The sequence below is a fragment of the Streptomyces sp. YIM 121038 genome (genome assembly GCF_006088715.1).
Classification (GTDB): domain Bacteria; phylum Actinomycetota; class Actinomycetes; order Streptomycetales; family Streptomycetaceae; genus Streptomyces.
Window position 1 is genome coordinate 5,132,384 of record NZ_CP030771.1, and the last position, 26,126, is coordinate 5,158,509.

General features: G+C 72.4%; 22 protein-coding genes and 1 pseudogene. 9 read left to right on the top strand and 14 right to left on the bottom strand.

Going from position 1 to position 26,126, the window contains the following annotated elements:
- The first annotated feature begins 129 nt into the window (after nucleotides 1-129).
- From aspS to C9F11_RS48715, 3 genes are all read left to right on the top strand, one after another.
- Nucleotides 130-1,911: an aspartate--tRNA ligase gene (gene aspS / locus C9F11_RS21855; RefSeq protein WP_138960865.1), complete on the top strand. Its 1,782-nt coding sequence runs from the start codon at nucleotides 130-132 to the stop codon at nucleotides 1,909-1,911.
- Nucleotides 1,912-2,149: 238 nt separating this feature from the next.
- The gene (locus C9F11_RS21860; protein WP_138960866.1) at nucleotides 2,150-2,734 is read left to right on the top strand and encodes a TetR family transcriptional regulator; all 585 of its coding nucleotides are present in this window, start codon (nucleotides 2,150-2,152) and stop codon (nucleotides 2,732-2,734) included.
- A gap of 110 nt (nucleotides 2,735-2,844) precedes the next feature.
- Nucleotides 2,845-3,306 carry a hypothetical protein gene (locus C9F11_RS48715; protein WP_138960867.1) on the top strand — a complete coding sequence of 154 codons (462 nt, stop codon included), beginning with the start codon at nucleotides 2,845-2,847 and terminating at the stop codon, nucleotides 3,304-3,306.
- Between the two features lie 3 nt (nucleotides 3,307-3,309).
- Here C9F11_RS48715 and C9F11_RS21870 read toward each other — a convergent pair whose 3' ends face one another.
- Together C9F11_RS21870 and C9F11_RS21875 are read right to left on the bottom strand one after the other, a co-directional pair.
- Nucleotides 3,310-3,507, bottom strand: coding sequence for a hypothetical protein (locus C9F11_RS21870; RefSeq protein ID WP_138960868.1), 198 nt, complete (start codon nucleotides 3,505-3,507; stop codon nucleotides 3,310-3,312).
- A 131-nt stretch (nucleotides 3,508-3,638) separates the two neighbouring features.
- Nucleotides 3,639-4,535 (bottom strand): annotated as a pseudogene (locus C9F11_RS21875) (NAD(P)-binding domain-containing protein); the annotation flags it as partial.
- Nucleotides 4,536-4,627: 92 nt separating this feature from the next.
- Between C9F11_RS21875 and C9F11_RS21880 the strand changes: the two are divergent.
- Nucleotides 4,628-5,215, top strand: coding sequence for a TetR/AcrR family transcriptional regulator (locus C9F11_RS21880; RefSeq protein WP_138960870.1), 588 nt, complete (start codon nucleotides 4,628-4,630; stop codon nucleotides 5,213-5,215).
- Nucleotides 5,216-5,306: 91 nt separating this feature from the next.
- Here the strand turns inward: C9F11_RS21880 and metG are convergent, their stop codons facing one another.
- Both metG and C9F11_RS21890 read right to left on the bottom strand, forming a co-directional pair.
- Nucleotides 5,307-6,935, bottom strand: a complete 1,629-nt coding sequence (gene metG, locus C9F11_RS21885; RefSeq protein ID WP_138960871.1) for a methionine--tRNA ligase — start codon at nucleotides 6,933-6,935, stop codon at nucleotides 5,307-5,309.
- 38 nt (nucleotides 6,936-6,973) lie between these two features.
- Nucleotides 6,974-8,380 (bottom strand): VWA domain-containing protein, encoded by a 1,407-nt coding sequence (locus C9F11_RS21890; RefSeq protein WP_138960872.1) that lies wholly within the window; start codon nucleotides 8,378-8,380, stop codon nucleotides 6,974-6,976.
- 258 nt (nucleotides 8,381-8,638) lie between these two features.
- Here C9F11_RS21890 and C9F11_RS21895 point away from each other — a divergent pair, with 258 nt between their 5' ends.
- Nucleotides 8,639-10,750: a PhoX family phosphatase gene (locus C9F11_RS21895; RefSeq protein WP_138960873.1), complete on the top strand. Its 2,112-nt coding sequence runs from the start codon at nucleotides 8,639-8,641 to the stop codon at nucleotides 10,748-10,750.
- A 55-nt stretch (nucleotides 10,751-10,805) separates the two neighbouring features.
- On the opposite strand, the gene C9F11_RS21900 is transcribed toward C9F11_RS21895, so the two are convergent.
- Entirely contained in the window at nucleotides 10,806-11,804 is a 999-nt protein-coding gene (locus C9F11_RS21900) for a hypothetical protein (protein WP_138960874.1), read from the bottom strand.
- Nucleotides 11,805-11,966: 162 nt separating this feature from the next.
- Nucleotides 11,967-13,049 carry a LysR family transcriptional regulator gene (locus C9F11_RS21905; RefSeq protein WP_138960875.1) on the bottom strand — a complete coding sequence of 361 codons (1,083 nt, stop codon included), beginning with the start codon at nucleotides 13,047-13,049 and terminating at the stop codon, nucleotides 11,967-11,969.
- 210 nt (nucleotides 13,050-13,259) lie between these two features.
- Between C9F11_RS21905 and snpA the strand changes: the two genes are divergently transcribed.
- Nucleotides 13,260-13,934, top strand: coding sequence for a snapalysin (gene snpA, locus C9F11_RS21910; protein ID WP_138960876.1), 675 nt, complete (start codon nucleotides 13,260-13,262; stop codon nucleotides 13,932-13,934).
- 2 nt (nucleotides 13,935-13,936) lie between these two features.
- On the opposite strand, the gene C9F11_RS21915 is transcribed toward snpA, so the two are convergent.
- The 5 genes from C9F11_RS21915 to C9F11_RS21935 all read right to left on the bottom strand — a co-directional run bounded on the left by C9F11_RS21915 (nucleotide 13,937) and on the right by C9F11_RS21935 (nucleotide 20,006).
- On the bottom strand, nucleotides 13,937-15,898 hold the full coding sequence (locus C9F11_RS21915; RefSeq protein ID WP_138960877.1) for an FUSC family protein: 1,962 nt from the start codon (nucleotides 15,896-15,898) through the stop codon (nucleotides 13,937-13,939).
- Between the two features lie 201 nt (nucleotides 15,899-16,099).
- Entirely contained in the window at nucleotides 16,100-17,116 is a 1,017-nt protein-coding gene (locus C9F11_RS21920; protein WP_138960878.1) for an endonuclease/exonuclease/phosphatase family protein, read from the bottom strand.
- Nucleotides 17,117-17,173: 57 nt separating this feature from the next.
- Nucleotides 17,174-18,037 carry a hypothetical protein gene (locus tag C9F11_RS21925; RefSeq protein WP_138960879.1) on the bottom strand — a complete coding sequence of 288 codons (864 nt, stop codon included), beginning with the start codon at nucleotides 18,035-18,037 and terminating at the stop codon, nucleotides 17,174-17,176.
- A gap of 77 nt (nucleotides 18,038-18,114) precedes the next feature.
- Nucleotides 18,115-18,960, bottom strand: coding sequence for an ABC transporter permease (locus C9F11_RS21930; protein ID WP_138960880.1), 846 nt, complete (start codon nucleotides 18,958-18,960; stop codon nucleotides 18,115-18,117).
- Nucleotides 18,957-20,006 carry an ATP-binding cassette domain-containing protein gene (locus tag C9F11_RS21935; protein ID WP_138960881.1) on the bottom strand — a complete coding sequence of 350 codons (1,050 nt, stop codon included), beginning with the start codon at nucleotides 20,004-20,006 and terminating at the stop codon, nucleotides 18,957-18,959. The genes C9F11_RS21930 and C9F11_RS21935 overlap by 4 nt, the downstream gene beginning before the upstream one ends.
- A gap of 164 nt (nucleotides 20,007-20,170) precedes the next feature.
- Between C9F11_RS21935 and C9F11_RS21940 the strand changes: the two genes are divergently transcribed.
- Entirely contained in the window at nucleotides 20,171-20,548 is a 378-nt protein-coding gene (locus tag C9F11_RS21940) for a hypothetical protein (RefSeq protein WP_138960882.1), read from the top strand.
- Between the two features lie 71 nt (nucleotides 20,549-20,619).
- Here the strand turns inward: C9F11_RS21940 and C9F11_RS21945 are convergent, their stop codons facing one another.
- Nucleotides 20,620-21,891, bottom strand: coding sequence for an SGNH/GDSL hydrolase family protein (locus tag C9F11_RS21945; RefSeq protein WP_138960883.1), 1,272 nt, complete (start codon nucleotides 21,889-21,891; stop codon nucleotides 20,620-20,622).
- A 145-nt stretch (nucleotides 21,892-22,036) separates the two neighbouring features.
- On the opposite strand from C9F11_RS21945, the gene C9F11_RS21950 reads away from it, so the two are divergent.
- Nucleotides 22,037-22,945, top strand: a complete 909-nt coding sequence (locus C9F11_RS21950) for a LysR family transcriptional regulator (protein ID WP_171075813.1) — start codon at nucleotides 22,037-22,039, stop codon at nucleotides 22,943-22,945.
- On the opposite strand, the gene C9F11_RS21955 is transcribed toward C9F11_RS21950, so the two are convergent.
- Nucleotides 22,942-23,397 (bottom strand): hypothetical protein, encoded by a 456-nt coding sequence (locus C9F11_RS21955; RefSeq protein WP_138960884.1) that lies wholly within the window; start codon nucleotides 23,395-23,397, stop codon nucleotides 22,942-22,944. The two genes, C9F11_RS21950 and C9F11_RS21955, sit on opposite strands and share 4 nt — an antisense overlap.
- Before the next feature lie 72 nt (nucleotides 23,398-23,469).
- A complete protein-coding gene (locus C9F11_RS21960) occupies nucleotides 23,470-24,213 on the bottom strand; it encodes a TetR/AcrR family transcriptional regulator (protein WP_138960885.1) in 744 nt (247 codons plus the stop codon).
- A gap of 135 nt (nucleotides 24,214-24,348) precedes the next feature.
- On the opposite strand from C9F11_RS21960, the gene C9F11_RS21965 reads away from it, so the two are divergent.
- Nucleotides 24,349-25,914: an MFS transporter gene (locus C9F11_RS21965; protein WP_138960886.1), complete on the top strand. Its 1,566-nt coding sequence runs from the start codon at nucleotides 24,349-24,351 to the stop codon at nucleotides 25,912-25,914.
- The last annotated feature ends 212 nt before the right edge of the window (nucleotides 25,915-26,126 follow it).

Below are 26,126 nucleotides of genomic sequence, written 5' to 3' on the forward strand. Positions count from 1 at the left end.
TTCGCTCGATTTCGCGGCTGCGGGCTTGCCGCGGCTGGGCGCGCAGTTCCCCGCGCCCCTACGGGGCGCTCACAAACGGTAGCCTTGCCAGCTAGTGTCCCCCGATCTCGAAAGACTGGATGAACGACGATGCATCGGTACAGGTCCCACACGTGCGGTGAGCTCCGCGCCTCCGACGTCGGCACGGACGTCCGGCTGAGCGGCTGGCTGCACAATCGGCGCGACCTGGGCGGCATCCTCTTCATCGATCTGCGCGACCACTACGGCATCACGCAGCTCGTCGCCCGTCCCGGCACGGCCGCCGCCGAGGCCCTGGACAAGCTCTCCAAGGAGACGGTCGTCCGCGTCGACGGCAAGGTCGTCTCCCGCGGCGCGGACAACGTGAACCCGGAGCTGCCCACCGGCGAGATCGAGATCGAGGCCGCCGACGTCGAGGTGCTCGGCGCCGCGGCCCCGCTGCCCTTCACGATCAACGCGGAGGACGGGGTCAACGAGGAGCGGCGTCTGGAGTACCGCTTCCTGGACCTGCGCCGCGAGCGCATGCACCGCAACATCATGCTGCGCTCGGCCGTCATCGCCGCGATCCGCCACAAGATGGTGGCCCTCGGCTTCAACGAGATGGCGACGCCGATCCTCACCGCGACCTCCCCCGAGGGCGCGCGCGACTTCGTGGTCCCCTCCCGGCTGAACCCGGGCAAGTTCTACGCCCTGCCGCAGGCGCCGCAGCAGTTCAAGCAGCTGCTGATGATCTCCGGCTTCGACCGCTACTTCCAGATCGCGCCGTGCTTCCGCGACGAGGACGCGCGCGCGGACCGCTCGCCGGGCGAGTTCTACCAGCTCGACGTCGAGATGAGCTTCGTGGAGCAGGAAGACGTCTTCCAGCCCATCGAGAAGCTCATGACCGAGCTCTTCACGGAGTTCGGCGGCGGCCGCGAGGTCACCTCGCCGTTCCCGCGCATCCCGTTCCGCGAGTCGATGCTGAAGTACGGCAACGACAAGCCGGACCTGCGCGCCAAGCTCGAACTGGTCGACATCACCGACGTCTTCGAGGGCTCGGAGTTCAAGGCCTTCGCGGGCAAGCACGTGCGCGCGCTGCCGGTGCCGGACACGGCCGGGCAGTCCCGCAAGTTCTTCGACGGCCTCGGTGAGTACGCCGTCGAGCACGGCGCCAAGGGCCTGGCCTGGATCCGCGTCGGCGAGGACGGGGCCTTCGCGGGCCCGATCGCCAAGTTCCTCACCGAGGCGAACGTGGCGGAGCTGACCAAGCGCCTCGGCCTGGAGGCCGGTCACGCCGTGTTCTTCGGCGCGGGCGAGTTCGACGAGGTCTCCAAGATCATGGGCGCGGTCCGCGTCGAGGCCGCCAAGCGCGCGGGCCACTTCGAGGAGAACGTCTTCCGCTTCTGCTGGATCGTCGACTTCCCGATGTACGAGAAGGACGAGGAGACCGGCAAGATCGACTTCTCCCACAACCCCTTCTCGATGCCCCAGGGCGGCATGAAGGACCTGGAGGAGAAGGACCCGCTCGACATCCTCGCCTGGCAGTACGACATCGTCTGCAACGGCATCGAGCTGTCCTCCGGCGCCATCCGCAACCACGAGCCCGAGGTCATGCTGAAGGCCTTCGAGATCGCGGGTTACGACGCGGAGACCGTCGAGCACGAGTTCAAGGGCATGCTGAAGGCCTTCCGCCTCGGCGCCCCGCCGCACGGCGGCATCGCCCCGGGCGTCGACCGCATCGTGATGCTCCTCGCGGACGAGCCGAACATCCGCGAGACCATCGCCTTCCCGCTCAACGGCAACGCCCAGGACCTGATGATGGGCGCGCCCACGGTGCTGGAGGAGGCGCGGCTCAAGGAGCTGAACATCGCTCTGCGTAAGGCTCCCGCCAAGGGTGAGCAGGGCGAGAAGTAAGCCTCCGGCTCTGCGGTGGGGGTCCGGGGCCAGCTGGCCCCGGACCCCTTTCGTCTGGGGCTTCGCCCCTTTCCCCCTTCGTCGGCGCTTCGCGCCTCGTCCTCAAACGCCGGACGGGCTGGATTGCCTCGCGTCTCGTTCTCGGGTGCCGGAGGGGCTGGATTGCCTCGCGTCTCGTTCTCGGGTGCCGGGCGTTACAGTACGAACGTACTGTTGTGCGCGTCGTCGAGGAGCAGACATGGCCGCCCCCGAGCCCCGTCGGCGTGATCCCGCGCGGCGTGTCGCGGAGATCGCCGCCGCCACCGAGCGCGTCATCGCCGAGCGCGGTGTCGAGGGGCTCACGCACCGGGCCGTCGCCGCCGAGGCGGGGGTGCCGCTCGGCGCGACGACGTACCACTTCGCCACGAAGGACGACCTGATCGCGGCGGCCCTGCGCCGGTCCGTGGACCGGTTCGCCGCGTACCTCGACGAGTGGGTCGCGCGCCGGCCCCAGCTCACGCCCGAGCAGCACGCCGTGCTGCTCGCCGACGCGGTCCTGCCGCCGCTCGCCGGGCCCGAGCGGGCCCAGCAGGTGGTGGACCTGGAGCTGTACCTCGCCGCCCTGCGGCGGCCCGCGCTGCGCCACATCGCCGAGGAGCACCAGGGGCACATCCTGCGCGCCCTGGCCCACTACACCGACCCGGACACCGCCGCCGCCGCGGGAGCCGCGCTCATGGGGATCAGCCTGCGCTCCCTCGCCTCGCAGACCCCGCCGACCCGGGCCGAGGTCGAGGCGATCCTGCGCCGCATCCTCACTCCGAACCCGGCGCTCACCGGAGCCTGACGGCCAATCGTGACCCGGCGGGGTCTCCTCAACACCCCTGTCCTGCGCTTACCCTGACGATCCGTCACGCTACGGGGCGCGGGACGGAATCGTGACGCTTCGGGGGACCGGTGCCCGACGATCTGGGATTCGGCAAGCTGCTGGACGACGACGGCCTTCTCGCCCGGCTGCTCGGCAAGACGGCCAGGGGCCGCAACCGCCCGCTCCTGTACGGGCCCGACCTGCCGGTGGTGTTCCTCACCGGCGGACCCGGCATGGGCAAGGGCCGGCTGCTGGCCTGCGTGCACGACGGCGTGCGCACGATCGCGCAGGCCGTCTTCCTCGCCAACGCCCGCTCGGCGGGGTCGGTGCCGCCCCGCGAGCGGGTCGCCGCCCAGTGGTCACGCCTGGAGTCCGCGCACCGGGTGGCCGGAACCAGTGGGTGGGTGTGTCTGACCAACGCGGGCAACCCCTACGACAAGCCCGTGGCGGTGGTCGAACTCGACCCCCGCACGCGCAAGCTGAGGTTCGTGGGGCTCGGGTGGCCGGGCGGGCGGGTCCAGCCGCGCGACTGCGTCGTGCCCAGCGGCTGACGCCTACGCCGCTCTGGTCGGGAGGTCCTGCTGGTCCGCGGCTTCCGCCGTCGCCCACTCGGTCACCAGGCGCTGATACTCGCGTCGCTGGTCGGTGCTCAACCGCCCGCCGCAGCGCAGCCACAGCGCACGGATCTCCTCGTTCACCTCGTCCGCGGTGCGCTGAGGGCGCCGCGGGTCGGAAGCGGGATTCGTGGCCATGCTGTGAAGCGTACGTGCGTGGGCGTGAAGAGGGAGTGAGTCCGGTCACGAAGTGATCAACAGCTCATTGGCGGGGTAGAGATCAAGCCACTCGTGCGGGCCGCGGCGCGCGGCCCGCACGGTCCCGGCGGTCAGGCGGGCCTCTTCATGAGGTCCACCAGCTTGCTGAAGCTGTCGGCGCCGTGCCCGGCGTCCGCGCCCCGGCGGAAGGCGTCCAGGACGACCTGCGGGAACGCCGTGTCCACGCCCGCGTCCGCGTTGGTGTGGACGACGTGCTCCATGCTCGCCACGCCCATCGAGATGCGGTCCACGTCGCCCGCGTGGTTGCCCGCGTCGATGCGGGGCGCGTAGAAGTCGACGAACTGCCGCATGCCCTCGTAGTTGCCGGCCACGTACGGAGCCATCTCCGAGGCCGAGATGCCGTGCGCCCCGGCGAGGGCGACGGCCTGCCAGTAGGCGAGCATCGCGGGCCAGAAGACGACCATGTTGAGCTGGTACATCAGGGCCGCGAGGCCCGGGTCCTCGCCGCGGTAGTCGGTCTTGCCGGTGATGACCTCCAGGGCCGCGCGGTGCGTGTCGTAGGCCTCGCGCGGGCCGCTGTAGAAGGTGGACATGTCCGGGCTGCCGATGGTGGGCGGCGGGGACAGGACGCCGCCGGTCAGATGGGTGCCGCCGAGCTCCGTCACCCAGCGGGCCGCGGCGCGGGCCTTCTCGGGGACGTCCGAGCTGAGGTTCACCAGGACCCGGCCCGCGACCGCGGCCTCGGCGCCCCGGAGCGCGGTGTACATCGCGTCGTAGTCGATCAGGCTGAGCACCACCAGGTCGTTGGCGCGCAGGGCCTCCTCGGCGGTGGCGGCGACGCGGGCGCCCCGCTCGGCGAGCGCGGCGGCGCGCGAGGGGGTCCTGTTCCACACCGTCACCTCGTAGCCCCGGTCGAGGAACGCGCCCGCCATGGCCTGCCCCATCGGACCGAGCCCCAGAACAGTTACGGACTGTGACATGGCTGTCTCCTGACTTCTCTGTTGAGTACCTCTAGAACGAACGCTCTATCCAGAGCCAGGAGTAACGTAGCACAGCACTAGAACGAACGCTCTACTCAGAGGATGGGTAAGGTGGCGGGATGAGCATGTACAGCGCGCCCCCCAGCACGCGCGAGCGGATCGTCGTGGTCGCCGCGCAGCTCATCCAGCGGCAGGGCTACGTCGGCACCGGCATCAAACAGATCGCCAAGGAGGCGCAGGCCACGCTCGGCTCCGTCTACCACTTCTTCCCGGGCGGCAAGGAAGCCGTCGCGGTGGCCGCGATCAAGCACGGGGAGAGGGAGTTCGGCCGGCTGCTCCAGGACGCGCTCACCCCCGAGGGCGACCCGGCCGCCGCGATCGAGGCCTGCGCCGTGCGGCTGGCCGTCGAACTGCGCGCGTCGGGCTGGACCGACGGCTGCCCGATCACGGCCGCCGCCCTGGAGACCCTCGGCACGGATTCGGAGATCCAGCGGGTGTGCGGCGAGGCGCTGCGCAGCTGGGAGAACATCGTCGCCGAGAAGCTCCTGGCCTGCGGCTTCACGGAGGCCGACGCGCGCGAGGTGGCCACCACCGTCATCAGCACCCTGGAGGGCGCCGAGGTGACGGCGCAGGTCAACCGCAGCGAGGAGCCCCTGCGGGCGGCCGGACGCCAACTGGCGCGGCTCGTCCGGACGTACGAGGGCTGACGCCACCTCGTACGGAAGGCGCGCGGAGACGCGGGAAGGGCCCGGAACACATGGTTCCGGGCCCTTCCTCCGAGCTGTGCCGCGTGTCCGGCTAGGCCTTCTTCGGCTCCTCCAGGCGCGGGAAGAGCACCGCGCCCTTCGTCACCGTGGAGCCCGCGGGGAGCTGCCCCCACGCGCCCGCGCCCTGGACCTTCTGGTCCGCGAGCGCGCCCAGGGACGCCTCGGCGCCGAGGGAGTCCCAGAGCTTCTGGGAGGTGTCCGGCATGACGGAGTTGAGGAGCACGGCGACCGCGCGCAGGGACTCGGCGGCCGTGTACAGGATGGTCGCGAGGCGGGCCTTGCCCTGCTCGCTCTCGTCCTTGGCCACCTTCCACGGCTCCTGCTCCGTGATGTAGCCGTTGACCTGCTTCACGAAGTCGAAGACGGCGAGGATGCCGCCCTGGAAGTCGAGGTCGTCGCCGATCTTCGCGTCCGCCGTGGCGACGGCCTTCGCGAGGCCCTCGTGCACCGCGGCCTCCGCCGGGCCGTCCGCGGCGGCCGCGGGCAGCGCTCCGCCGAAGTACTTGCCGACCATGGCGGCCACGCGCGAGGCGAGGTTGCCGTAGTCGTTGGCCAGCTCGCTGGTGTAGCGGGCGGTGAAGTCCTCCCAGGAGAAGGAGCCGTCCTGGCCGAAGGCGATGGCGCGCAGGAAGTACCAGCGGTAGGCGTCGACGCCGAAGTGCGAGGTCAGGTCCTGCGGCTTGATGCCGGTCAGGTTCGACTTCGACATCTTCTCGCCGCCGACCATCAGCCAGCCGTTCGCGGCGACCTTGCCGGGCAGCGGGAGGCCCTGGGCCATCAGCATCGCGGGCCAGATGACCGCGTGGAAGCGGAGGATGTCCTTACCGACGAGGTGCACGTTCGCGGGGAAGGTGCCGTCGAACTTCGCCGGGTTCTCGTTGTACCCCACGGCCGTGGCGTAGTTGAGCAGCGCGTCGACCCACACGTAGATCACGTGCTTGTCGTCCCACGGCACCTTCACGCCCCAGTCGAAGGTGGAGCGCGAGATCGACAGGTCCTGAAGGCCCTGCTTGACGAAGTTCACGACCTCGTTGCGCGCCGACTCGGGCTGGATGAAGCCCGGGTTCGCGGCGTAGTGCTCCAGGAGCTTGTCGCCGTACTCGCTCAGCTTGAAGAAGTAGTTCTCCTCGCTGAGGAGCTCCACCGGCTTCTTGTGGATCGGGCAGAGCTTCTGGCCCTCGTACGCGCCCTCGCCGTCGAGGAGCTCGCCCGGGAGCTTGTACTCCTCACAGCCGACGCAGTACGGGCCCTCGTAGCCGCCCTTGTAGATCTCGCCCTTGTCGTAGAGGTCCTGGACGAACTCCTGCACCCGGTCGGTGTGCCGCTTCTCCGTCGTGCGGATGAAGTCGTCGTTCGCGATCTCCAGGTGCTCCCAGAGGGGGCGCCAGGCCTCCTCGACGAGCTTGTCGCACCACTCCTGGGGCGTCACGCCGTTCGCCTCGGCCGTGCGCATGATCTTCTGACCGTGCTCGTCCGTGCCGGTGAGGTACCACACCTTCTCGCCGCGCTGCCGGTGCCAGCGCGTGAGCACGTCGCCTGCGACGGTCGTGTAGGCGTGGCCCAGGTGAGGAGCGTCGTTTACGTAGTAGATGGGGGTCGAGACGTAGAACGCCTTCGCGCTCTCGTCCGCCCCCTGCTTCTCGGATCCAGTGGCCGCCATGGTCGAAATCCTAACGGTCCGACGAAGATCGACTCACCTCACGGCCGGGGGCTCCAGGTGGCCAGGAGGCCGTCGTAGAACTGCTTGTCGGTGAGCTCCTTGGGGGCGGGGCCCGCGAGGAAGCGGGCGGCGTTGTCCGCCTTGAGGCGGCGCAGGTAGTCGAAGGCCTTGTTGTCCTCTTCCCCGAAGGCGACGAAGGAGAAGAACAGCGGGTGCCGGGCGGCGTCCGCCAGGGCCTGGGTCGCGGGGCCCTTGGTGTCCGGGGCGCCGTCCGTCTGGAAGACCACGAGGGCGGGGCCCTCGTCCCCGGACTTCTCGTAGTGGGCCACGACCTCCTCGACGGCGCGGTGGTAGCTGGTGCGGCCCATGCGGCCGCAGGCCGCGTGCAGCTCGTCGACGCGGTTCTCGTGGTCGGCCGGGGTGAGGGTGCCGGTGCCGTCGACGTCCGTCGAGAAGAAGACGACGTGGACGGTGGCGGTGGGGTCGAGGTGGGCGGCCAGGGCGAGGGTCTGGTCGGCGAGGGCCTGGGCGGAGCCGTCCTTGTAGTACGGGCGCATGGAGCCGGAGCGGTCCAGGACGAGGTAGACCCGGGCGCGGGTGCCCGTCAGGCCCCGCTTGCGCAGGGCCGTGCCGGCCGCCTTGTACGCCGGGGCGAGCCTTGGCGCCCGCGCCTTGAGCCTGGCCAGGCTGAGCGCGGGCTTGGCGGCGGCGTCCGCGTGGGCCGGGGCGTCCGCCGGGGCCGGTCCTTCCTCCTCGGCCGAAGCTCCCTCCGAGGCTTCCGCCTCGGGCTGCTCCTCGGCCGGGGCCTGCGCCTCGGGCTCCTGCTCGGCGGGGGCTTCCGCCTCAGGCTGCTCCTCGGCCGGGGCGTCTGCCTCGGGGGCGGCCTGGGCCGGGGCCTCCTCTTCGGCCGGGGCTTCGGCCTTGGGCTGGTCCTCCGCCGGGGTCTCTATGGCCTGGGGCTCCTCCGCCCGGGGCGCCTCCGCGGGGGCGGGCACCGTGGGGGCGGGCTCTGCTGCACGGTTGCTCGGCACCTCAGGCTGTGCCCACCCGTCCCGCCCTGCGGGACGATTGCCCACAGCGGTGGGGGGCGGTTCTTCGGCCGCTTCCAGGGGAGCGAGCTCCGTGGGGGCCTTGCTGGGGAGTTCCCCGTCATGGGTGGGCGGGTGGGCGGGGGCTTCCGCCGCGGAGCGGCGGACCGTGACGTTGTCGAAGGCCGCCGCCACGAGGTCGTCCGCCGGGGACGCCTGGGCCGGGACGGCCGGGGCCCGGTCGGCGGGCTCCTCCCGGGGCGGGGCCTGGAGCCCGGCAGGGGCGGGGGACTCGGCCCGCGGAGCGGGGGACTCCGCCTCGGGGGAGGGGGGCTCGGGTTCGGCCCGGGGGGAGGGGGGCGTTGGATTGGTTCGGGGGCGCCGGAAGGCGCTCCGCAGACGATCCAGAATGCCCATATGCGCACCCCTAAATGTGAGTTCAGCGTGAGTGGGTCCCCGACAGGCCCCCTGGCCACAAGGGACACGTAAGGGTATCCGCCGCCTCCCCGGCCACACGGGGCCCCCGCCCCACCCCAGGGGCCAGGCGCGGTTCACGCTCCGTTCACCCGCAGTCCCCCGTGCTGCTGGCAGCCGCCCCTAGCCTCCAGCCGGACCGCTGTGAACCGAGTGAAAACAGCCACGTCGCAGCCCATTTCAGCCACCCTGGAGGAACCCGTGCGCAAGCTGCTGCCCCTGATCACCTCACACCCGGGCGGCACCGGCGGCCGCTCGGCCATGACGTGCCGGTTCCGCTGCGGCGACGCCTGCTTCCACCCGGTGCCGAACACCAGCGACAACGAGTACGTCGGCGACGTCATAGCCGGTGCCCTGAGCCGACGCTCGGTGATGCGCGCGGCGGCCGTGGTGACCGTGGCCGCCACCGCGGCGGGCGGCGTCGCCCTCGGCCCCGGCGCGGGCGAGGCCGCGGCGGCCGAGGGCGCGGCCCCGGCGGCGTACAAACCGAGAGGGAAGAAGGCGGCCCGCGGCCTGCGGTTCACGCCCGTCGCGCCGAACACGGCCGACCAGGTCACCGTCCCCGCGGGCTACCGCCAGAACGTCGTGATCCGCTGGGGCGAGCCCATCCTGCGCGGCGCCCCCGCCTTCGACGCGGACAAGCAGTCCGCGAAGGCCCAGGCCGGCCAGTTCGGCTACAACAACGACTTCCTCAGCCTGCTGCCGCTGCGCGGCGAGAGCGAGGAGCACGGCCGTCAGGTGCTCGTGGCCAACCACGAGTACACGGACGAGGTCCTGATGTTCAAGGGCTACGACGCCAAGAACCCGACCCGCGAGCAGGTCGAGATCGCCTGGGCCGCGCACGGCCTGTCCGTGGTCGTGGTCGACGGCGAGCGGAAGACCGGCGCCCTGCGCGCCGTGCCCCGCCACCGCCTCAACCGGCGCCTGACCACCACCAGCAAGTTCCACCTCTCCGGCCCCGCCGCCCACAGCGAGTTCGTCCGGACGAAGGCCGACCCGCGCGGCACCACCGTCCTCGGCACGCTCAACAACTGCTCCGGCGGCACCACCCCGTGGGGCACCACGCTGCACGGCGAGGAGAACTTCAACCAGTACTTCGCGCACGCGGACCAGGTCACCGACCCCACCCAGGCCGCGCGCCTGAAGCGCTACGGCGTCGTCGGGGGCGAGTCCGAGCGCAAGTGGGAGCGGTTCGACGACCGCTTCGACCTGACCAAGGAGCCGAACGAGCCGCACCGCTTCGGCTGGGTCGTCGAGCTCGACCCGTACGACCCGGACTCCGTGCCGCGCAAGCGCACCGCGCTCGGCCGCTTCAAGCACGAGGGCGCCCAGCCCCGCCTGACCCGCGACGGCCGCCCGGTGGTCTACATGGGCGACGACGAGCGGTTCGACTACGTGTACAAGTTCGTGAGCAGCAAGCGGATGGCGAAGGGGGACTCGCGCTGGGCGCGCGAGCACAACCTCACGCTGCTCGACGAGGGCACGCTGTACGTCGCCAAGTTCACGGGCGACTCCCCGGCGACGGAGATCGACGGCACGGGCAAGCTCCCGGCCGACGGCGAGTTCGACGGCAGCGGCCAGTGGATCCCGCTGGCCACCGCCTACGCGGGCGGCAAGGCCGTCTCGCACGTCGAGGGCATGACCGCCGACGAGGTGTACGTCTTCACGCGGCTCGCGGGCGACAAGGTGGGCGCCACGAAGATGGACCGCCCCGAGGACATCGAGCCGTCCCCGACGACCGGCAAGGTGTACGTCGCCCTGACGAACAACTCCGACCGCGGCAAGCCCGGCAAGGCCGCCGCCGACGAGGCCAACCCGCGCAACCTCAACAAGCACGGGCAGGTGCTCGAACTGACGGAGTCCCGTGACCGCCCGGAGTCCACGCGCTTCGCCTGGAACCTCTTCCTCGTCGCGGGCGACCCGAACGACCCGGCCACGTACTTCGCGGGCTTCCCCAAGGACAAGGTCAGTCCCATCTCCTGCCCCGACAACGTGGCCTTCGACCCGCACGGCAACCTGTGGATCTCCACCGACGGCAACCAGCTCGGCTCCCACGACGGCCTGTTCGGCGTGGCCACGAAGGGCGAGCGGCGCGGTGAGCTGAAGCAGTTCCTGACGATGCCGACCGGCGCGGAGACCTGCGGCCCGCTCGTGCAGGAGCGGCGCGTGCTCGTCGCCGTGCAGCACCCGGGCGAGGTCGACGGCGCGTCCGTCGAGAAGCCCGCGAGCGTCTGGCCCGACGGCCCCGGCAAGATCGTGCGCCCGGCCGTCGTGTCGGTGTGGCGCGCGGACGGCGACGACATCGGCGTCTGAGTGCGCAGGAGGGGCGCCCCCTTGCCCGGGGGCGCCCCTCCTCACGTACCGGTGCCTAGTCGTTCTGCTTGCGGCGGTACATCGCGAAGCCCAGGCCCGCCGCGCCCAGGGCCGCCATGCCGCCGCCCGCGGCGACCAGCGGGGCGGGGTGCGAGGCGTCGGCGGAGCCGTCCACGCCTTCGGCGCCCGCCTTGACGCCGCCCCGGGGCACCTTGGTGGAGGGGTGCGTGGGCTTCGGCGTGGTGCCGCCCTGCGCGTGGCCCTCGACCCAGCCCTTCATGGTGCCGTCGGGGTCGAGCACGAAGTGCGCGCCGTTGTGCTGCCCGTACGCCGCCTTGGCGCCGGTCTGCTTCAGGGTGTCCCAGACGGTCTTCCTGCCGGTGTCCGGAGCCGGGGCGATCATGTCCGCCTCGTAGCCGGCCCTGGTCTTGTAGACCTTGGCGTCGAAGCCGGTCCCGCCCAGGTTCTTGTACTCGCGCACGAAGGCGCGCTTCTTCGCGGGCTGCGGCTTCGGCTGCGGCTTGGGCGGGGTCGGCGTGCCGGTCTTGGTGACCGTGCCGTCGGCGGTCAGCGTGAACGTACAGCCGTCGATCTTCGTGGAGGCGGGCTTGACGTACGCCTCCAGGGAGCCCTTGGCGACGCCGCCCTTGAGGAGCTGGGCCTTGGCGGAGCGGGCGGAGGCGTTCACGTCGACCTTCGCGGTCCAGCCGTGGCCGAGGGCGACGGTGCCCTTGGACTCCCAGCCGCCGGGGACCGGCTTGTCCTTGTCCTCGTCGGGCTTGGTCTCGTCGTCGGGCTTGGTGCGGTCGTCCGGCTTGGTCTCGTCGTCCGGCTTGGTGTGGTCGTCGGGCTTGGTGTGGTCGTCCGGGTTCGGCGTGGGGTCCGGGCTCGGCGTCGTGTCGTCGCCGCTCTGATCGCTCGGCGCGGTGGCGCCGTCGACCTGGTGCGGGACCGCCGGGGAGTCGGCGAAGGCCGCGGTGGCGGGGACGGCGAGCGCGGCGATCGCGCCGGTGGCGATGGCGGCGGTGCGGATGGTGCGTCGGGTGGCGCGCATGGCGTGGTTCCCTCGTACTGGTCGGCGTCTTGTCCGTCTATGTGCCCCTTTGCGGTGGCGACGGACATGAAGCTACGGGCGCCGTGTGTGCGTCGTCCGTAGGGCACGTAACAACTGGCCGCAGACCGCGACGCAGAACCGTAAAACGGCGAGAAGTGCAGGTCAGAGAGGGGTTGGCCGAAGGTCCCGAGCGGGGTGGGGGCCAAGGTCCCCGGGCGCGGGGACGGCACGCGCCGACGCCGGGCGGTCGGGGGGTGGTGCGGGGAGCGACGCGGGGGGACACACGGGGGGGCAGGGTGCGGGGGGTCCGGCGCCGCGGGTGCCGAGCAGCCAGTCCTGGTAGGCGGGGGCCTCCGCGGCGGCCTCCCAGTAGGCGGCCTCCAGCTCGCCGTACACGGCGTTCAGCTCCGTCTCCGTACGGGCCGCGACGTACAGGCGGACGCCCAGCGGATCGCCGTGCAGGGGTCTGACCGCCATGTCGGGTCTCGCCACCGAGGTGGGCTGGCAGACGGTGACGACCTCGCCGGTGGCGACGAGCGTGGCGGCGGTCAGGTAGTCGCCGTGCAGCACGCGGGGGTCGAGCCCCGCGGATCTCAGCATCCGCCGCAGGCCGTCCCACTCCCCGTCCACGGTCGGGTCGACCATCCAGCGGTCGTCGGCGAGGTCGGCGAGGCTGATGACGGGCTCGCGGGCGGCGGGGTGGTCGGCGGCGAGCGAGACGAACTGCGGCTCGCGGTCGATGAGCACGCGGCGGGCGAGCCCGTCGGGGAACCTGAGCGGACTGCCCTCCACCTCGTGCACGAACGCGACGTCGAGGCGGCCCTCGGCGACGTCCCGGAGCAGCGCGTTCGCGGACACGTCCATCTGGAGCGAGGTCTCGGTGCCGGGCATGCTGGCGCGCAGCCTGCGCAGCCAGCCCGGTATGGCACGGCTCGCCGTGGACCCGATGCGCAGCCGCGGCTCCCCGTCGGCGGAGCGGGCGGCGGCCGCGCGGGCCTCGGTGACGAGCGCCCGCATCTCGATGACCAGTGGCCGGGCGCGGCTGAGGACGGTGCGGCCCAGCGGGGTCGGGCGGCAGCCGGTGCGCTCGCGGGTGAAGAGCTGGCCCCCCACGGCGTGTTCGATGCGCCGCAGCTGGGTGGTCAACGAGGGCTGGCTCATGCCGAGTTGGCGCGCCGCCTTGTGCAGGCTGCCGCTGTCAGCGATGGCGCAGAGTGCGCGGAGGTGCCTGACCTCGAGCTCCATGGGCGTGAGCGTAGAGCGGGTTACGGCAGCACACCAGCCTCCCAAACACCCATGGAACCGTAGAAGTTGCCCCTCCGTTCGGTGACCGGATGTACGGCGATAGCCCTGGGCTATCGCCAGCTGCCATCATCCGCAACGCGCCTGGCTCCCCGACACTCACGGATACCGAAACGTTCATCTTTCACCGAACGAGTAGGGAGCCCCCCCCACATGCACAAGCGTTATGTCTCCGTCGCCGCCGCACTCGGACTCGCGGTAGCCGCGCTCGGCACCTCGTCCGTCGCTTCGGCGGCCACGTCGTCCGACTCGGCCAAGGCCGCCACGACCGCGTCGTCCTCCTACGCCGGGTACACCGGCTCCGCCGAAGAGGCCGCGGCCAACAAGGCGTTCTTCGAGGCCGTCGTCAAGGCGGTCGCCGAGAAGCGTGCCGCCAACCCCGGTGCCCAGGCCGTCACGGTGACCTACAGCACCCAGCGCGCCCCGTCGTTCCGGCAGCAGATCGCCGCGAGCACCTCCATATGGAACGCGGCCGTCTCCAACGTCAAGCTCCAGGAGGGCACGAGCGGTACGAGCTTCGAGTACCGCGAGGGCAACGACGCGCGCGGCTCGTACGCGAGCACCAACGGCCACGGCCGCGGCTACATCTTCCTCGACTACCGGCAGAACCAGCAGTACAACTCCACCCGCGTGACCGCCCACGAGACCGGCCACGTGCTCGGCCTCCCCGACCACTACTCCGGCCCCTGTTCGGAACTGATGTCCGGCGGCGGCCCCGGCACGTCCTGCCAGAACGCCCAGCCCAACGCGCAGGAGCGGGCCCGCGTCAACCAGCTCTGGGCCAACGGTCTGGCCAAGGCCATGAAGCAGGTCGAAGCAGCGAAGTGACCCTACTGGGGCCGCGGTGACGCGATCGCGCGGGCCGCGGCCACCTCCTGGCGGAGGGGTTCGAGGACGCTGTCCTTGGGGCCCGTGAACTCCACGGGCACCGGGACGAGCACCTCCACCTCCCGCAGCGCGGCAGCCAGTTCACGCAGCTGACGCACGACTTCCCCGGCCTCCGCCCCCTCGGGGGCGGAGGCTCCGTGCCGTACGCGCACCCGTGCGGCCGTGGTCGCGTCGACGATCCGCTCGACGGCCACCACCAGCGGCCACCACGCGGTGGCCCGCGCCCCGACGGGCGGCGGCTCGGTCAGCGCCCGCTGGAACTCGGTGCGGATGTCGGACAGGTCGCGGTACAGGCGCCGCCGCATCCGGGCCCGCGCGGCGGGATCGCCCGCGGCGCCGTCCTTGCCGAACGCGCACTCCACGTACTCCGCCGTGTCGGCGACCGCGTCCGCGAGCCGGTCCCCGATCCGCGTGTGCCAGCTCTCCGGCCACAGCAGATAGCCCGCGACCAGCGCGATGGCGCAGCCGATGAGGCTGTCGAGCAGACGGGGCAGGACGAGCCCGAAGCCCTGGTGGTTGAGGACGTCCGACAGGAGCAGGATCACCGGGGTGATGGCGGCGGTCTGGTAGCCGTACCCGCGCGGGGTGAGCGCGGGGACGAGCATGGCGAGGACGAGCACCACGGGCACGTCCCACCAGCCCCGTTCGAGGGCGGCGAGCACCGCGGCGGCCACCACGAGGCCCACCGCCGTGCCGACGGCCCGCATCACCGCGCGCGAGAACACCGAGCCGAAGTCCGGCTTCAGGACGAAGGTGACGGTGAGCGCCACCCAGTACGAGCGCGGCACGTCGATGAGGGACACCAGGGACTGCGCGATGCCGATGCACAGCGCGAGCCGCAGGCCGTAGCGCCAGGAGGCCCCGGAGAGCACGACGTTGCGGGTCGCGCGCCGGGCCCGCACGCGCAGCGCGGCGGGCCGCCCGAGCCGGTCGTCGGCGTGCACGGCGGTCAGCGGGTCGGGGTCGGCGAGGGTGTCGGCGGCGTGCCGCAGCGCCTGGTGGACGGCGCGGGCCGCGGCCCCGTACGTCCCCGGCAGCTCCGCGGGCAGGCCGAGTGCGACGGGCTCCGCGCCGGGGCCGCGCGCGATGGCCGCGGCAAGGCGGCGGGCCGCACCGGGGAGTTCGGGCGGCAGCTCCTCGCCGTACTGGTGGGCGGCGGGCGCGGCCTCGACGACCGGGGTGATGGCGTTCAGCTCGGCGATGAGCCGCACCAGGTCGGGGCTGCGGCCGTGGTCGCGGGCGCGGCGGGCCAGGACGAGGTCGTAGGCCTGGTTGAGCTGGGCGGTGACGGCGGCGCGGGCCTCGTCGTAGGCGTCGTCCCCGGTGTGTTCGGTGCCCGCCGCCTCCAGGAGCGCGGCCACCTTCTCGTACGCGGCCGCGACGGCGGCCCGTTCGGGTACGCCGGACCGCAGCGGCCAGGCGAGCAGCGCGAGCACGAGGACGAGCAGGCCGCCGCCGGTCATCAGGGCGGGGGCGAGCCACCACGCGCCGGGCAGCGGCAGGCCCGCGCCGATGACCGCGTTGAGCAGCAGCAGGAGCCCCGACACGGAGGCGACGGCGCCGATCGTCGACATCATCCCCGAGACCAGGGCGATGACGGTCACCGCGGCGACCGCGGCCCAGCCGTGGCCGTGGGCCAGCGAGCCCAGGGTGACGCCGAGCGCGCCGAACAGCTGCGGGACGGCGATGTTGAGGATCCGCATGCGGTACGCGTCGGCGGTGTCGCCGATCACCCCCGACAGGGCGCCCATGCTGGCGAGCGCCCCGTAGGCGGGGTGGCCCGCCGCCGTGCCGATCGCCAGGGGCAGGGCCATGGCGGTGGCGGCGCGGGCGACCGCCGCCCAGGGGACGGGGGCCGGTTGGGGCTTGAGCGACCTGACGAGCCAGTCCGGTGGGCGGGGCATGCCGCCATTATCGCCGGGCCTCGCCTTGACCTGCGCTTACGGTCGCGGGCCCTGCCGGGGGCCTCCCCAATCCCGCCCCTTCCCGATTCCTGGGGCTCCGCCCCAGACCCCGCTCCTCAAACGCCGGAGGGGCTGGATCTTCCAGCCCGTCCGGCGTTTGAGGACGAGGCGCGGAGCGCCGATAGAGCGGTGGCACGGGGGTCAGGGCCGGTGCAGCGTCAGGTCGAGGAGCACCGCACGGTGGTCCGTGTTGCCCAGGGTGAGGAAGCGGGCCTCGTGCGCGGCGAAGTCCGGTGTCGTGAGGACGTGGTCGATCTGCGCGCCGAAGGGCCGCGGCAGCAGCGTGGGCCAGGTCGGCGTCCGCGAGGCCCCGGCGAGCCGCGCCGCGTCGTGCAGCCCCGTACCGAGGATGCGCCGGAACGCCGCGTGGTCCTGCGTGGCGTTGAAGTCCCCGGCCAGGACGGTGGGCCGCCCGTCCCCCGCCGCGGCGAAGTCCCGCAGGGCGCCGAGCTCCGTGCGCCAGCGGTCGACGCCGCCGGGCGTGGGCGGCATGGGGTGGGCGAGCTGGAGCCGCACGGCCACGCCCTTGACGTCGGCGACGGCCCCGGGCATGCCGAGCGTCCCGCGCACCCCCTCGGCCCGCTTCAGGGGCACGTCGGCGAGGATGACGGACCCGTCGGCCCCGTCGCCCCCGGCGGCCACCCGGTGGGGGTACGCCGACTTCGGCAGCCCCTCGCGCAGCGTGTCCTGGCAGGCGCGGTCGCATTCGGAGACGAAGACGAGGTCCGGCTTGTGCTTGCGTACGGCCTCGACGAGGCCGGGGGCGCCGTGCCCGAACTCGACGTTGGCGGCGAGGACGCGCAGATCGGCCAGGGGCGGCCCGTCCGGCTCCCCCACCTTCCCGTACGGCTCCATGTACCAGGCGAGCCCGCCGAGCACGGCCACCGCCCAGACGAGCCCGACGCGCCAGCGCCCGTACGCGGCGAGCAGCAGGGCGAGCACGGCGGGCGCCAGGAGCCAGGGCAGGAAGGCGAGGACCTGCGGTACGGGCGTGACCGCGTCGGTGTCGGCGGCGCGGCAGCCGAGGACCGCGCTCACTCCGGCGAGCAGCAGCCCGGCCGTCCAGGCGGAGGCCCGCCACCGGCCCGGCCGCCGGGTGGGGGCGTCGTCGGGGAACGGGTCCTCGGGGGCGGTGGGCGGTGCCGTCGCGTGCTCCAAGGGGCGGCCTTTCCTCGACGGGGCGCCCGGTGGGCGGCGCGCTGTCCGAATCCTCCCTTAGAGACGTGGCGGCCCCGCGGAAAGTTTCCCGGGGCGCCTGCGGGAGAGCAGCCACACTCCGGCCGCCACGAGCAGCCCCAGGCCCACCAGGACCCAGGCCGTCACGCGCAGGCTCTCCGTGAGCGCGTCGTAGACGGCGCCGGCGGCGGCCCGGGACACGTCCGGGGGCAGGTCGTCCAGGGTGAGCGCGCGGCCGACGGCGACGGCGGCGGCGAGCGCGGCGGCCCCGGCGGCCGTGCCGAGTGCGGTCGCGAGGACGGCGCGGCGGCGGCGCACCGCGAGGAGGATGCCGCCGACGGCGAAGACCACCGCGGCGACGGGCAGCCAGAGGCCCGCGGCCTGGAGCATGCGGAACACCTTCCGGTAGTCGCTCAGGTCCTGCGCCTTCATGACCGTGACCTCGGTGTGGCGCACCGGGATGCGGTCGGCGAACGGCACGCCCTCTTCCGTGAGCCGCCGTTTGACCTGTTCCGTGATCGGCGCGAGGTCGATGCTCACCTCGCCGTCGGAGTCGTTCTCCAGGGCCTGTTCGACGGCCGCGTGCGCGGCGCGGTTCGCCGCGTTCCAGGCGGTGCGGAAGGCCGTGGTGCCGGTGAAGGAGCCCACGGCCTCCCGGACGAACGACTCGACCGTGGACTGGAGCGGTCCCGCGTCGATCTCCTTGACCAGGGAGTCGGTGACGGCGTCGGCCACGGCCGCCCGCACCGCCGGGTCCGCGGACAGGGGCGCCATCGTGGCGACGTACCGGTCCGTGTCGTGGATCTCGTACGCGGCCCAGGTCGAGACCACGCCGAGGGGCACCAGGAGGCAGGTGAGGACGAGCAGGACGGCACAGAGGGCGGCGCGCAGGCGTGGGGGCACGCCACCCAGGCAAGACCCCGGCCGCGCCGGGCGCGACCGGGGTGACTCCGGATGGAGCAGGACGGGCGGGCGGCTGCCTACTTGCGGTTGTACAGGCGCATCGTCACCGGCCCGAAGACCGCCACGAGCAGGCCCGCCCAGCCCAGGCTCCACGCGATCTCCGCGCCCGGCCAGTCGCCGGCCATCAGGCCGCGCACGGCGGAGGCGACGTGGGTGACGGGGTTGTTGTTGACGAAGGCCTGGAGCCAGCCCGGCATCGTCTCGGGCCGCACGAAGATGTCGGAGAGGAACGTCAGCGGGAACAGCACCATCATGCTCACGCCCATCACGGACTTCTCGGTGCGCAGGAGCAGCCCGAACATCGTCCACACCCAGGAGAAGGCGAAGGAGAAGACCAGCAGGAGCAGCACGCCGAGCAGCACCCCGAGCGCGTTGTCCGGGCGGAAGCCGAGGACCAGGCCGACGCTCAGCATCACGGCGGAGGCCATGGCGTAGCGCAGGACGTCGCCGAGGAGATAGCCGACCATCGCCGAGGGCCGCCAGATCGGCAGCGAGCGGAAGCGGTCGAAGACGCCCTTCTCGATGTCGGTGTTGACCGAGACGCCCGTGTACATCGTGATCATGACGACGGACATCACGAGGATGCCGGGCAGCAGGTACTGGATGTACTCGCGCGGCGATCCGGCGAGGGCGCCCCCGAAGAGGTACGTGTACATCAGCACCATCATGATCGGGAACGCCGTCACGTCGAAGAGCTGCTCCGGCACGTGCTTGATCTTCAGGACGGCCCGCCAGCCGAACGTCAGGGACGTCGACAGGGCGCTGGGGCGGCGCGGCCGCTCCTTGGCGACGAGCAGTTCGGCGAGGGACTCGGTGTGGACGGGAGCGAGTTCCCGGTCCTCGACGGGGATCACGGTGCTCATGGCGCGGCCTCGGCTTCCTTGCGGTCCTGCGGTGCGTGGCTCTGCTGGTGGGGGTCGAGCGGCTGGTCGGTGAGGGCCAGGAACACCTCGTCGAGGCTGGGCTGGCCCAGGGAGAAGTTGTCGACGACGATGCCCGCGCGGGCGAGTTCGGCGAGGGCCCGGGAGGCCTTCTCGGCGGCGGCCTCCTCGGCGCCGCGCCCGCCGTCGCCGACCCGGGCGGTGAGCGCCACCGGGTCCGGCTCCGGCTGCACCTGCGCGTCCAGGGCGAGCCCGAGAAGGCGGGCCGCCTCCTCGCGCCGGGCCGCGTCCCGCAGCCGGACGTGCACGGAGCCCGCGCCGACGGAGGCCTTCAGCTCGCCCTTGGTGCCCTCGGCGATGACCCGGCCCTTGTCGATGACGGCGATCCGGGACGCCAGCTGGTCGGCCTCGTCCAGGTACTGCGTGGTCAGCAGGACCGTGGTGCCCTGGGCGACGACGGCGCGCACGATGTCCCAGACCTGGTTGCGGCTGCGCGGGTCGAGCCCCGTGGTCGGCTCGTCGAGGAAGAGCAGGTCGGGCGTGTTCAGGATGGACGCGGCGATGTCGATGCGGCGCCGCATGCCGCCCGAGTAGTTCTTCACCTGCCTTCCGGCGGCCTCGGCCAGGCCGAACGCGGCGAGCAGCTGCTCGGCGCGCGCGTACGAGGCCTTCTTGCCGTGGCCCGTGAGCCGGGCGAGCAGGACCAGGTTCTCGGTGCCGGTGAGGTCCTCGTCCACCGACGCGTACTGGCCGGTGAGGCTGACGCGGGTGCGGACGGCGTCGGCCTCGCGGACCACGTCGTGGCCGAAGACGTGCGCCTCGCCGCCGTCCGGGCGCAGCAGCGTGGCGAGCATCTTCACGGTCGTCGTCTTGCCCGCGCCGTTCGGCCCGAGCAGGCCGTAGACCGTGCCCGCGGGGACGGCCAGGTCGACGCCGTCGACCGCGCGGTTGTCGCCGAACGTCTTCACCAGGCCCGCGGTCTCGATGGCGAGGCCGTCCGGCCCCCGTCCCGGCTGTGTGCTGCTCATGTCCCTGCGCCCTCCGATGCGATGCCTCGCGCGGTGCGGTAGCGGTGCGCCGTGTCATGGGGGAGACCGGTCCCGGCCCGGAAACTCATCGCTCCGGTGGAGCGCGGGCCCACGCGGGTGTTTCCTGGGAGGAGGCCGCAGGGCCCGAGCAGAGAGGAACCGCCATGGCACTCACCGCACACGGATCCCCCGGCATCCGCAGCCTCTCCCACGTCCTCGCGGGGCCCCTCGTCCTCGCCGTCGTCTACGGCGTCTGGGCGGCGGGCATCCACCGCGAGGGCGGCCCCATCACCGGCGGAAACGTCCTGTACGGCGTGGTCACCGGGGTGGTCTTCGGCGTCCTGTACGCCGCCGTGCGCCGCTTCGCCCCCGGCCTGCCGCGCGAGCTGCGCGCCGCGGCCTGGGCCACCTTCGCGGGCGTGAGCTTCGGCTTCCTGTACAGCCTCACGGACGCGAGCGTGCTGCGGTCGACGGGCATGGCCGCGGTGGTCGCGGGCGGCGTCTTCGCGGCGACGTTCTACCACTTCTACACGCACGAGTAGCCCACGGCGGAACCTCATCACCGACTGGAGCGAACGTTCTATCCAGAGCGGGAACAGAAGAGGGGGCGGGGCTAGAGGGTCTTGAGGTCGACCGCGCGGGCCATGGCCCGGTACCCGGCGTCGTTCGGGTGCAGATGGTCGCCGCTGTCGTACGCGGGCCGGATGCGCTCGGGGTCCGCGGGGTCGGCGAGGGCCTGGTCGAAGTCGACGTACCCGTCGTACGCGCCGGACGTCCGCACCCAGGTGTTGAAGGCGTCGCTGACGGCGGCGGCGCGCTCGCCGTAGTGGTCGGAGCCGCCGAACGGCACCAGGGTCGCGCCGACGACCTTCAGGCCCTTGGCGTGCGCGGCGCGGATCAGCTTCCGGTGGCCGTTGATGAGTTCCCTCGCGGTCACGACCGGCGCGGGCTTGTACGTCGGCTTGTCGGTCTCGCTGAAGCCGATGTCGTTGACGCCTTCGAGGACGACGACGGTCCCGGCGTTCGGCAGGTCGGTGACGTCCCGCGCGAACCGCGTGGAGCTCTTGTCCCCGAACCACGCCGAGTCGTTGAGGACCAGGTTGCCGCCGATGCCGGAGTTGACCACGGGGCGCGGCGTTCCCGCCTTCGCGAGGCGCTCGGCGAGGGCGTCCGACCAGCGGCGGTTGTGGTCGGGGGAGGAGCCGAAGCCGTCGGTGATGGAGTCGCCGAACAGGACGATCCCGTCGCGCCGCGCGGGCCGTTCGCCGCGTACGTCGACGCCCGCGAGGTAGTACCAGGACTCGGTGGATTCGTCGAAGGCGCCGCCGCCGGTGTCGGTGAGGTGGTCGCCCGTGGCGCGGTAGCTGGTCGCGAAGGACTGGGCGTGGAAGGTGGCGGGCCCGGTGGTGCCCGCGAGCCGGAGCGTCACGGTGACGGAGTCGAAGCGGTCCAGGCCGAGCGCTGCCGCGTCGCTGGAGAGCTGCCCTCCGGCCGGGATCGTGACCGCGCGCTCGCCGCCGAAGGTGAGGCGGCGCAGCGTGCCCTTCGCGACGGCGGCGCCCTTGGTGCCCTCGGTACGCGCGACGGTGGCGCCCGCGATGCGCAGCGGGGACGCGCCGTAGGCGTTGGAGAGGCGGATGCGGGCCCGGTCGCCGCCCTGGGTCACGCGCACCACCTGGCGCAGCGTGTGACGGTCGAAGCCCGCCTCCGCCCAGTTGGGCACGAAGCCGATGCTGGGGCGCTGCGGGGCGGCCGCCCAGGCGGCGTTCCACCGGGTGTCCTTGCCCGCGGGGGCGGTGGAGGCGCTGGCCCCGGCCGCGGAGAATCCCGCGACGAGGGCGAGTGCGGTGGCGGCGACGACGGACCTGCGGGGGCGCGAAGACATGGCGGATCCTTGGAAGTTGACGTGGGGTGGGCCAAGGGCAACGATCCGCCGCCGCCCGCGGCCGATCAACGACGATCCATGAAACGATCACCACGCTCTGACTTATCGATGCAGGTCAGGCTGGTACCAGGGGGAGGGGCCGGGGATGGAACGGCAGGAGCTGGAGACGTTTCTGACGCTCGCCGAGGAGCTGCACTTCGGGCACACGGCCCAGCGCCTGCTCGTCTCGCAGGCGCGCGTCAGCCAGACCGTGAAGAAGCTGGAGCGCACGATCGGCGGCACGCTCTTCGAACGCACCAGCCGCGTGGTGCGGTTGTCGCCGCTCGGGCGCCGCCTGTACGAGGACCTGGCGCCGCTGCACCGGCTCATGGAGGAGGCGGTGGCCCGTGCCAAGGACGCGGCGCGCGGTGTGGAGGGCGAGTTGGGCGTCGGCTTCCTCGGCGCGGGGGCCGGGGCGCTGACCCAGCCCATCCTGGAGCTGTTCCGCGAGCGGTGCCCGCGGTGCGAGGTCCGGATGCGGGAGACCCAGTTCCAGGATCCGCTCGGGCCGCTGCGGTCCGGGGAGGTCGACGTGCTCTTCACCTGCCTGCCCGTGCGCGAGCCCGACCTGACCGTCGGGCCCGTCGTCATCAGCCAGCCCCGCGTCCTGGCGATGCCCGTCGGCCACCGCCTTGCCGGGCGTGCCTCCGTGTCCTGGGAGGACCTGGCGGGCGAGACCTGCTTCGGGGTGGTGAACAGCGCCCCGTCCTACTGGTGGGACTTCCAGGTGCCGCCGCGGACGCCGTCCGGCCGGGAGATCAGGCGGGGGCAGGCGGTGGCCACGTTCCAGGAGCTCATCACGCTCATCGCCACGGGCCAGGGGGTCTCGCCGGTGATCGCCTCCGTCCAGACGTACTACTCCCGGCCCGACATCACCTTCGTCCCCGTGCCGGACCTGCCCGCGGCGGAGGTGGCGGCGGTGTGGCGCACGGGCACCCCCTCGGCCCCGGCCCAGGCCTTCACCCGGGCCATCCACGACGTCCTGGCGGCCAACGGCGGGCCCGCGACGTTCTAGACGGTGCCGGCGGAGTCGTTCGTGCACAGGGCCCAGATGATGAACGCCCCGATGGCCAGGGAGATCAGGGCCCAGAGGGGGCTGTAGGGGAGCCAGAGGAACTGGGCGACCATGGCCACCGCGGCGAGGGCGATGCCGGTCGCGCGCGCCCATTCGGCGCCCTTGAGGATGCCCCAGCCCGTCACCGCCACCAGGAGCCCGAGCACGAGGTGGATGCATCCCCAGGCGGTGAGGTTGAACTTGTACACGTAGTCGCCGATGCGCGCGTACACGTCGTCCTTGCCGATCCCCGCGATCCCCGTGAGGACCCCGAGGGCCCCGTACACGAGCATGAGCACACCGGCGAAGAGCGTGCCGCCCGACGCCCAGGCGCTCTCGTCGTCCCCGGGGCCCGAGGGTCCGGCGGGCCCCGGGGGCGCCGCACGATGCGTGTCACGTTCCGGTGAGGTCATGGCCCGAGCGTCCGGCGGCCGTCGGGGGACGGCCACCGGAGCGGGCCATTGGAGGGACCGGGCCCTGCCGCGTCAGGGGGCGACGTGGGTCTCCAGGCCGTCGAGGATGCAGGCGATGCCCACCTCGAAGTAGCCCTGCCGCGCACTGCTCGCGTCGGCGCCCTGCGGGGACATCGCGTACATCTTCCGCAGCCGCGGATAGGCCTGCACCGCGTCGGCCGCCGCGGGCCGCACCGTGTCGTGCCACTCCTGTTCCGTACGCCCGCTGCGCGCGACCGTCGTGAGGTACGCGGCCTCGGTGGTGGCGATGCCGATGACGTACGCCCAGATGGTCTTGACGGCGATCTCGGAGGTCTCCAGGTCGAAGCCGCCCGCCTCGAAGAGGCCGAGCATCTCCTCCGTGAGCCCCATCATGTTCGGCCCCAGGTGGGCCATGCCCAGCTCGCCGAGGACCGAGGAGATCCACAGGTGTCGCAGGAGCGTCTCGCGGACGTTCTCGGCGAACTGCTTGGTCGCGGCGCGCCAGTCGTCGCGGGAGCCGGACGCGGGCATCGGCACTTCGATCTCGCCGTAGATCCGGTCGACGGCGAGCTCGATGATCTCGTCCTTGTTCGACACGTGCGTGTAGAGCGAGGTGGCGCCCGCGTTCAGCCGCGTGCCCAGCTTGCGCATGCTCAGGGCCTCCAGGCCCTCGGCGTCCAGCAGCGCGATGGCCTCGGAGACGATCTGATCGCGACTGAGCGCGGGCTGTTCCCGGCGCGGTCGCTGCGGCCGGGTCCAGACAGAGATCGCGGTCGGCTTCCCGGTGCGCGCCATGCGGCCACCCTTCTTTCTGCTCCGACGTGACGCCCCCACCTTAGCGCAGAATGCGAACAGTGTTCGGAGGTTGCGAACAGTGTGCGGCGTGCGTACAGTGTTCGGTGTCAGCGAACGACGTACCGAGGAGGTCCGATGGACGGGCTTGCAGCGCAGGGCACGGACGACCGGGGGGAGGGAACGGGCGGTGAGACCCCGGTGCGTGACCCGCGACGTTGGCTGATCCTCGTCGTGCTGTGCCTGAGCACGCTGGTCCTGGTCGTGGACAACATGATCCTGACCGTGGCGATCCCGCCCATCGCCGAGGACATCGACGCCACCGCCTCCGACATCCAGTGGATCCTCGACTCGTACATGCTGGTCTTCGCGGGCCTGCTGCTGACGTCCGGTTCGCTGTCCGACCGCTTCGGCCGCCGCAAGGTGATGGTGCTCGGCCTCGTCCTCTTCGGCGGGGCCTCACTGATCGCGACCATCGCGAACAGCCCCGAGCAGCTGATCGCGGGCCGTGTCCTCATGGGCATCGGCGGCGCGCTGATCATGCCCAGCACCCTCTCGATCCTCATCACCGTCTTCGACGAGGAGGAGCGGCCCAAGGCCATCGCGGCCTGGAGCGCCGTGGCGATGGTCGGCCTCGTCGGCGGCCCGGTGTTCGGCGGCGCCCTGCTCGGCCACTTCTGGTGGGGCTCGGTCTTCCTGATCAACCTGCCCATCGTGGGTCTCGCGATCCTCGCCGCGCTCATCCTGATGCCCGAGTCCAAGGGGCCCTGGCGCAAGGCCGATCCGCTCGGCATCGTCCTGTCGGTCGTCGGCATGGTCGCCCTGGTGTGGACGATCACCGAGTGGCCGAAGGAGGGCTTCGACTCCCCGAAGGTGTTCGTCGCCGGGATCGTGGCCGTCGCCGCCCTCGTCAGCTTCGGCTTCTGGGAGACCCGCGTCGACGAGCCGATGGTCCCCATCGAGCTCTTCCGCAACCGCGTCTTCACCGGCGCCAGCTTCTCGATCGTCCTGCTGACCTTCGCCAACGGCGGTCTGCTGCTGGTCCTGACCCAGTACCTGCAGTTCGTCCTGCACTACTCGCCGACGAAGACCGGCTGGGCCTTCGCGCCGCTCGCCGTCGCCTCCCTCGTCTTCAACACGCTGGGTGCCACGCTCGGCCAGAAGCTCGGCAACCGCTTCCTGGTGGCCGTCGGCCTCACCATCACCGCGGGCGGCTTCTTCACCCTCACCACGCTCTCGCCCGGTGACGGCTTCGGCATCGTCGCCATCGCCATGGTCCTGATGGGCATGGGCGGCGGTCTCGCGATGCCCGCCGCGGTGGCGGCCCTCATGAGCGCGGTTCCCGGTGAGCACGCCGGTGTGGGCTCCGCCCTCAACGACACCGTCCAGCAGGCGGGCGCCGCCCTCGGCGTCGCGATCCTCGGCTCCGTCCTCTCCAGCACGTACGCCGACGAGATGCCGGCCTCGGCCGGTGACGTCGCGGACAACTCCGTCGTCGAAGGCCTCGCCGAGGCCGCCCGTACGGGGAACGCGGCCCTCGGGGACGCGGTCCGGTCCGCCTTCACCGACGCGATGTCCGCGACCTTCGTGACCGGGGCGGCCGCCGTCCTCGTCGCCGCGGTCCTCTCGATCTTCCTGATGAAGCCCGGGCCCGAGGCCCCGGCCGTCGACGAGGACCGGGAGCCCGACCTGGTCTCCCACTGACCCTGGCCCCTGGGCCTCGAACAGGCCCTGACCCGAGGTCTCCCTTCTACGGGGCCTGACCCCAGGCCCCCACCACGGGGCTTCGGCCCTGGGCCCTCGGCGGGTCACCTCCCGCCCGGCCCTCCATAGATCCCCCGGCGACACCCGCGATCCTCCCCCGGCTCGCGGGTTGTCGCCGTTCCGGGGCCCTGCGCGGCGGGCCCCGGCCCGGG

Excerpts from the sequence above, each read along its gene's own strand:
- aspS (WP_138960865.1), top strand. The coding sequence starts at position 130 with ATGCATCGGTACAGGTCCCACACGTGCGGTGAGCTCCGCGCCTCCGAC.
- C9F11_RS21860 (WP_138960866.1), top strand. The coding sequence starts at position 2,150 with ATGGCCGCCCCCGAGCCCCGTCGGCGTGATCCCGCGCGGCGTGTCGCG.
- C9F11_RS21870 (WP_138960868.1), bottom strand. The coding sequence starts at position 3,507 with ATGGCCACGAATCCCGCTTCCGACCCGCGGCGCCCTCAGCGCACCGCG.
- C9F11_RS21880 (WP_138960870.1), top strand. The coding sequence starts at position 4,628 with ATGAGCATGTACAGCGCGCCCCCCAGCACGCGCGAGCGGATCGTCGTG.
- metG (WP_138960871.1), bottom strand. The coding sequence starts at position 6,935 with ATGGCGGCCACTGGATCCGAGAAGCAGGGGGCGGACGAGAGCGCGAAG.
- C9F11_RS21890 (WP_138960872.1), bottom strand. The coding sequence starts at position 8,380 with ATGGGCATTCTGGATCGTCTGCGGAGCGCCTTCCGGCGCCCCCGAACC.
- C9F11_RS21900 (WP_138960874.1), bottom strand. The coding sequence starts at position 11,804 with ATGCGCGCCACCCGACGCACCATCCGCACCGCCGCCATCGCCACCGGC.
- C9F11_RS21905 (WP_138960875.1), bottom strand. The coding sequence starts at position 13,049 with ATGGAGCTCGAGGTCAGGCACCTCCGCGCACTCTGCGCCATCGCTGAC.
- snpA (WP_138960876.1), top strand. The coding sequence starts at position 13,260 with ATGCACAAGCGTTATGTCTCCGTCGCCGCCGCACTCGGACTCGCGGTA.
- C9F11_RS21915 (WP_138960877.1), bottom strand. The coding sequence starts at position 15,898 with ATGCCCCGCCCACCGGACTGGCTCGTCAGGTCGCTCAAGCCCCAACCG.
- C9F11_RS21930 (WP_138960880.1), bottom strand. The coding sequence starts at position 18,960 with ATGAGCACCGTGATCCCCGTCGAGGACCGGGAACTCGCTCCCGTCCAC.
- C9F11_RS21935 (WP_138960881.1), bottom strand. The coding sequence starts at position 20,006 with ATGAGCAGCACACAGCCGGGACGGGGGCCGGACGGCCTCGCCATCGAG.
- C9F11_RS21940 (WP_138960882.1), top strand. The coding sequence starts at position 20,171 with ATGGCACTCACCGCACACGGATCCCCCGGCATCCGCAGCCTCTCCCAC.
- C9F11_RS21945 (WP_138960883.1), bottom strand. The coding sequence starts at position 21,891 with ATGTCTTCGCGCCCCCGCAGGTCCGTCGTCGCCGCCACCGCACTCGCC.
- C9F11_RS21950 (WP_171075813.1), top strand. The coding sequence starts at position 22,037 with ATGGAACGGCAGGAGCTGGAGACGTTTCTGACGCTCGCCGAGGAGCTG.
- C9F11_RS21955 (WP_138960884.1), bottom strand. The coding sequence starts at position 23,397 with ATGACCTCACCGGAACGTGACACGCATCGTGCGGCGCCCCCGGGGCCC.
- C9F11_RS21960 (WP_138960885.1), bottom strand. The coding sequence starts at position 24,213 with ATGGCGCGCACCGGGAAGCCGACCGCGATCTCTGTCTGGACCCGGCCG.
- C9F11_RS21965 (WP_138960886.1), top strand. The coding sequence starts at position 24,349 with ATGGACGGGCTTGCAGCGCAGGGCACGGACGACCGGGGGGAGGGAACG.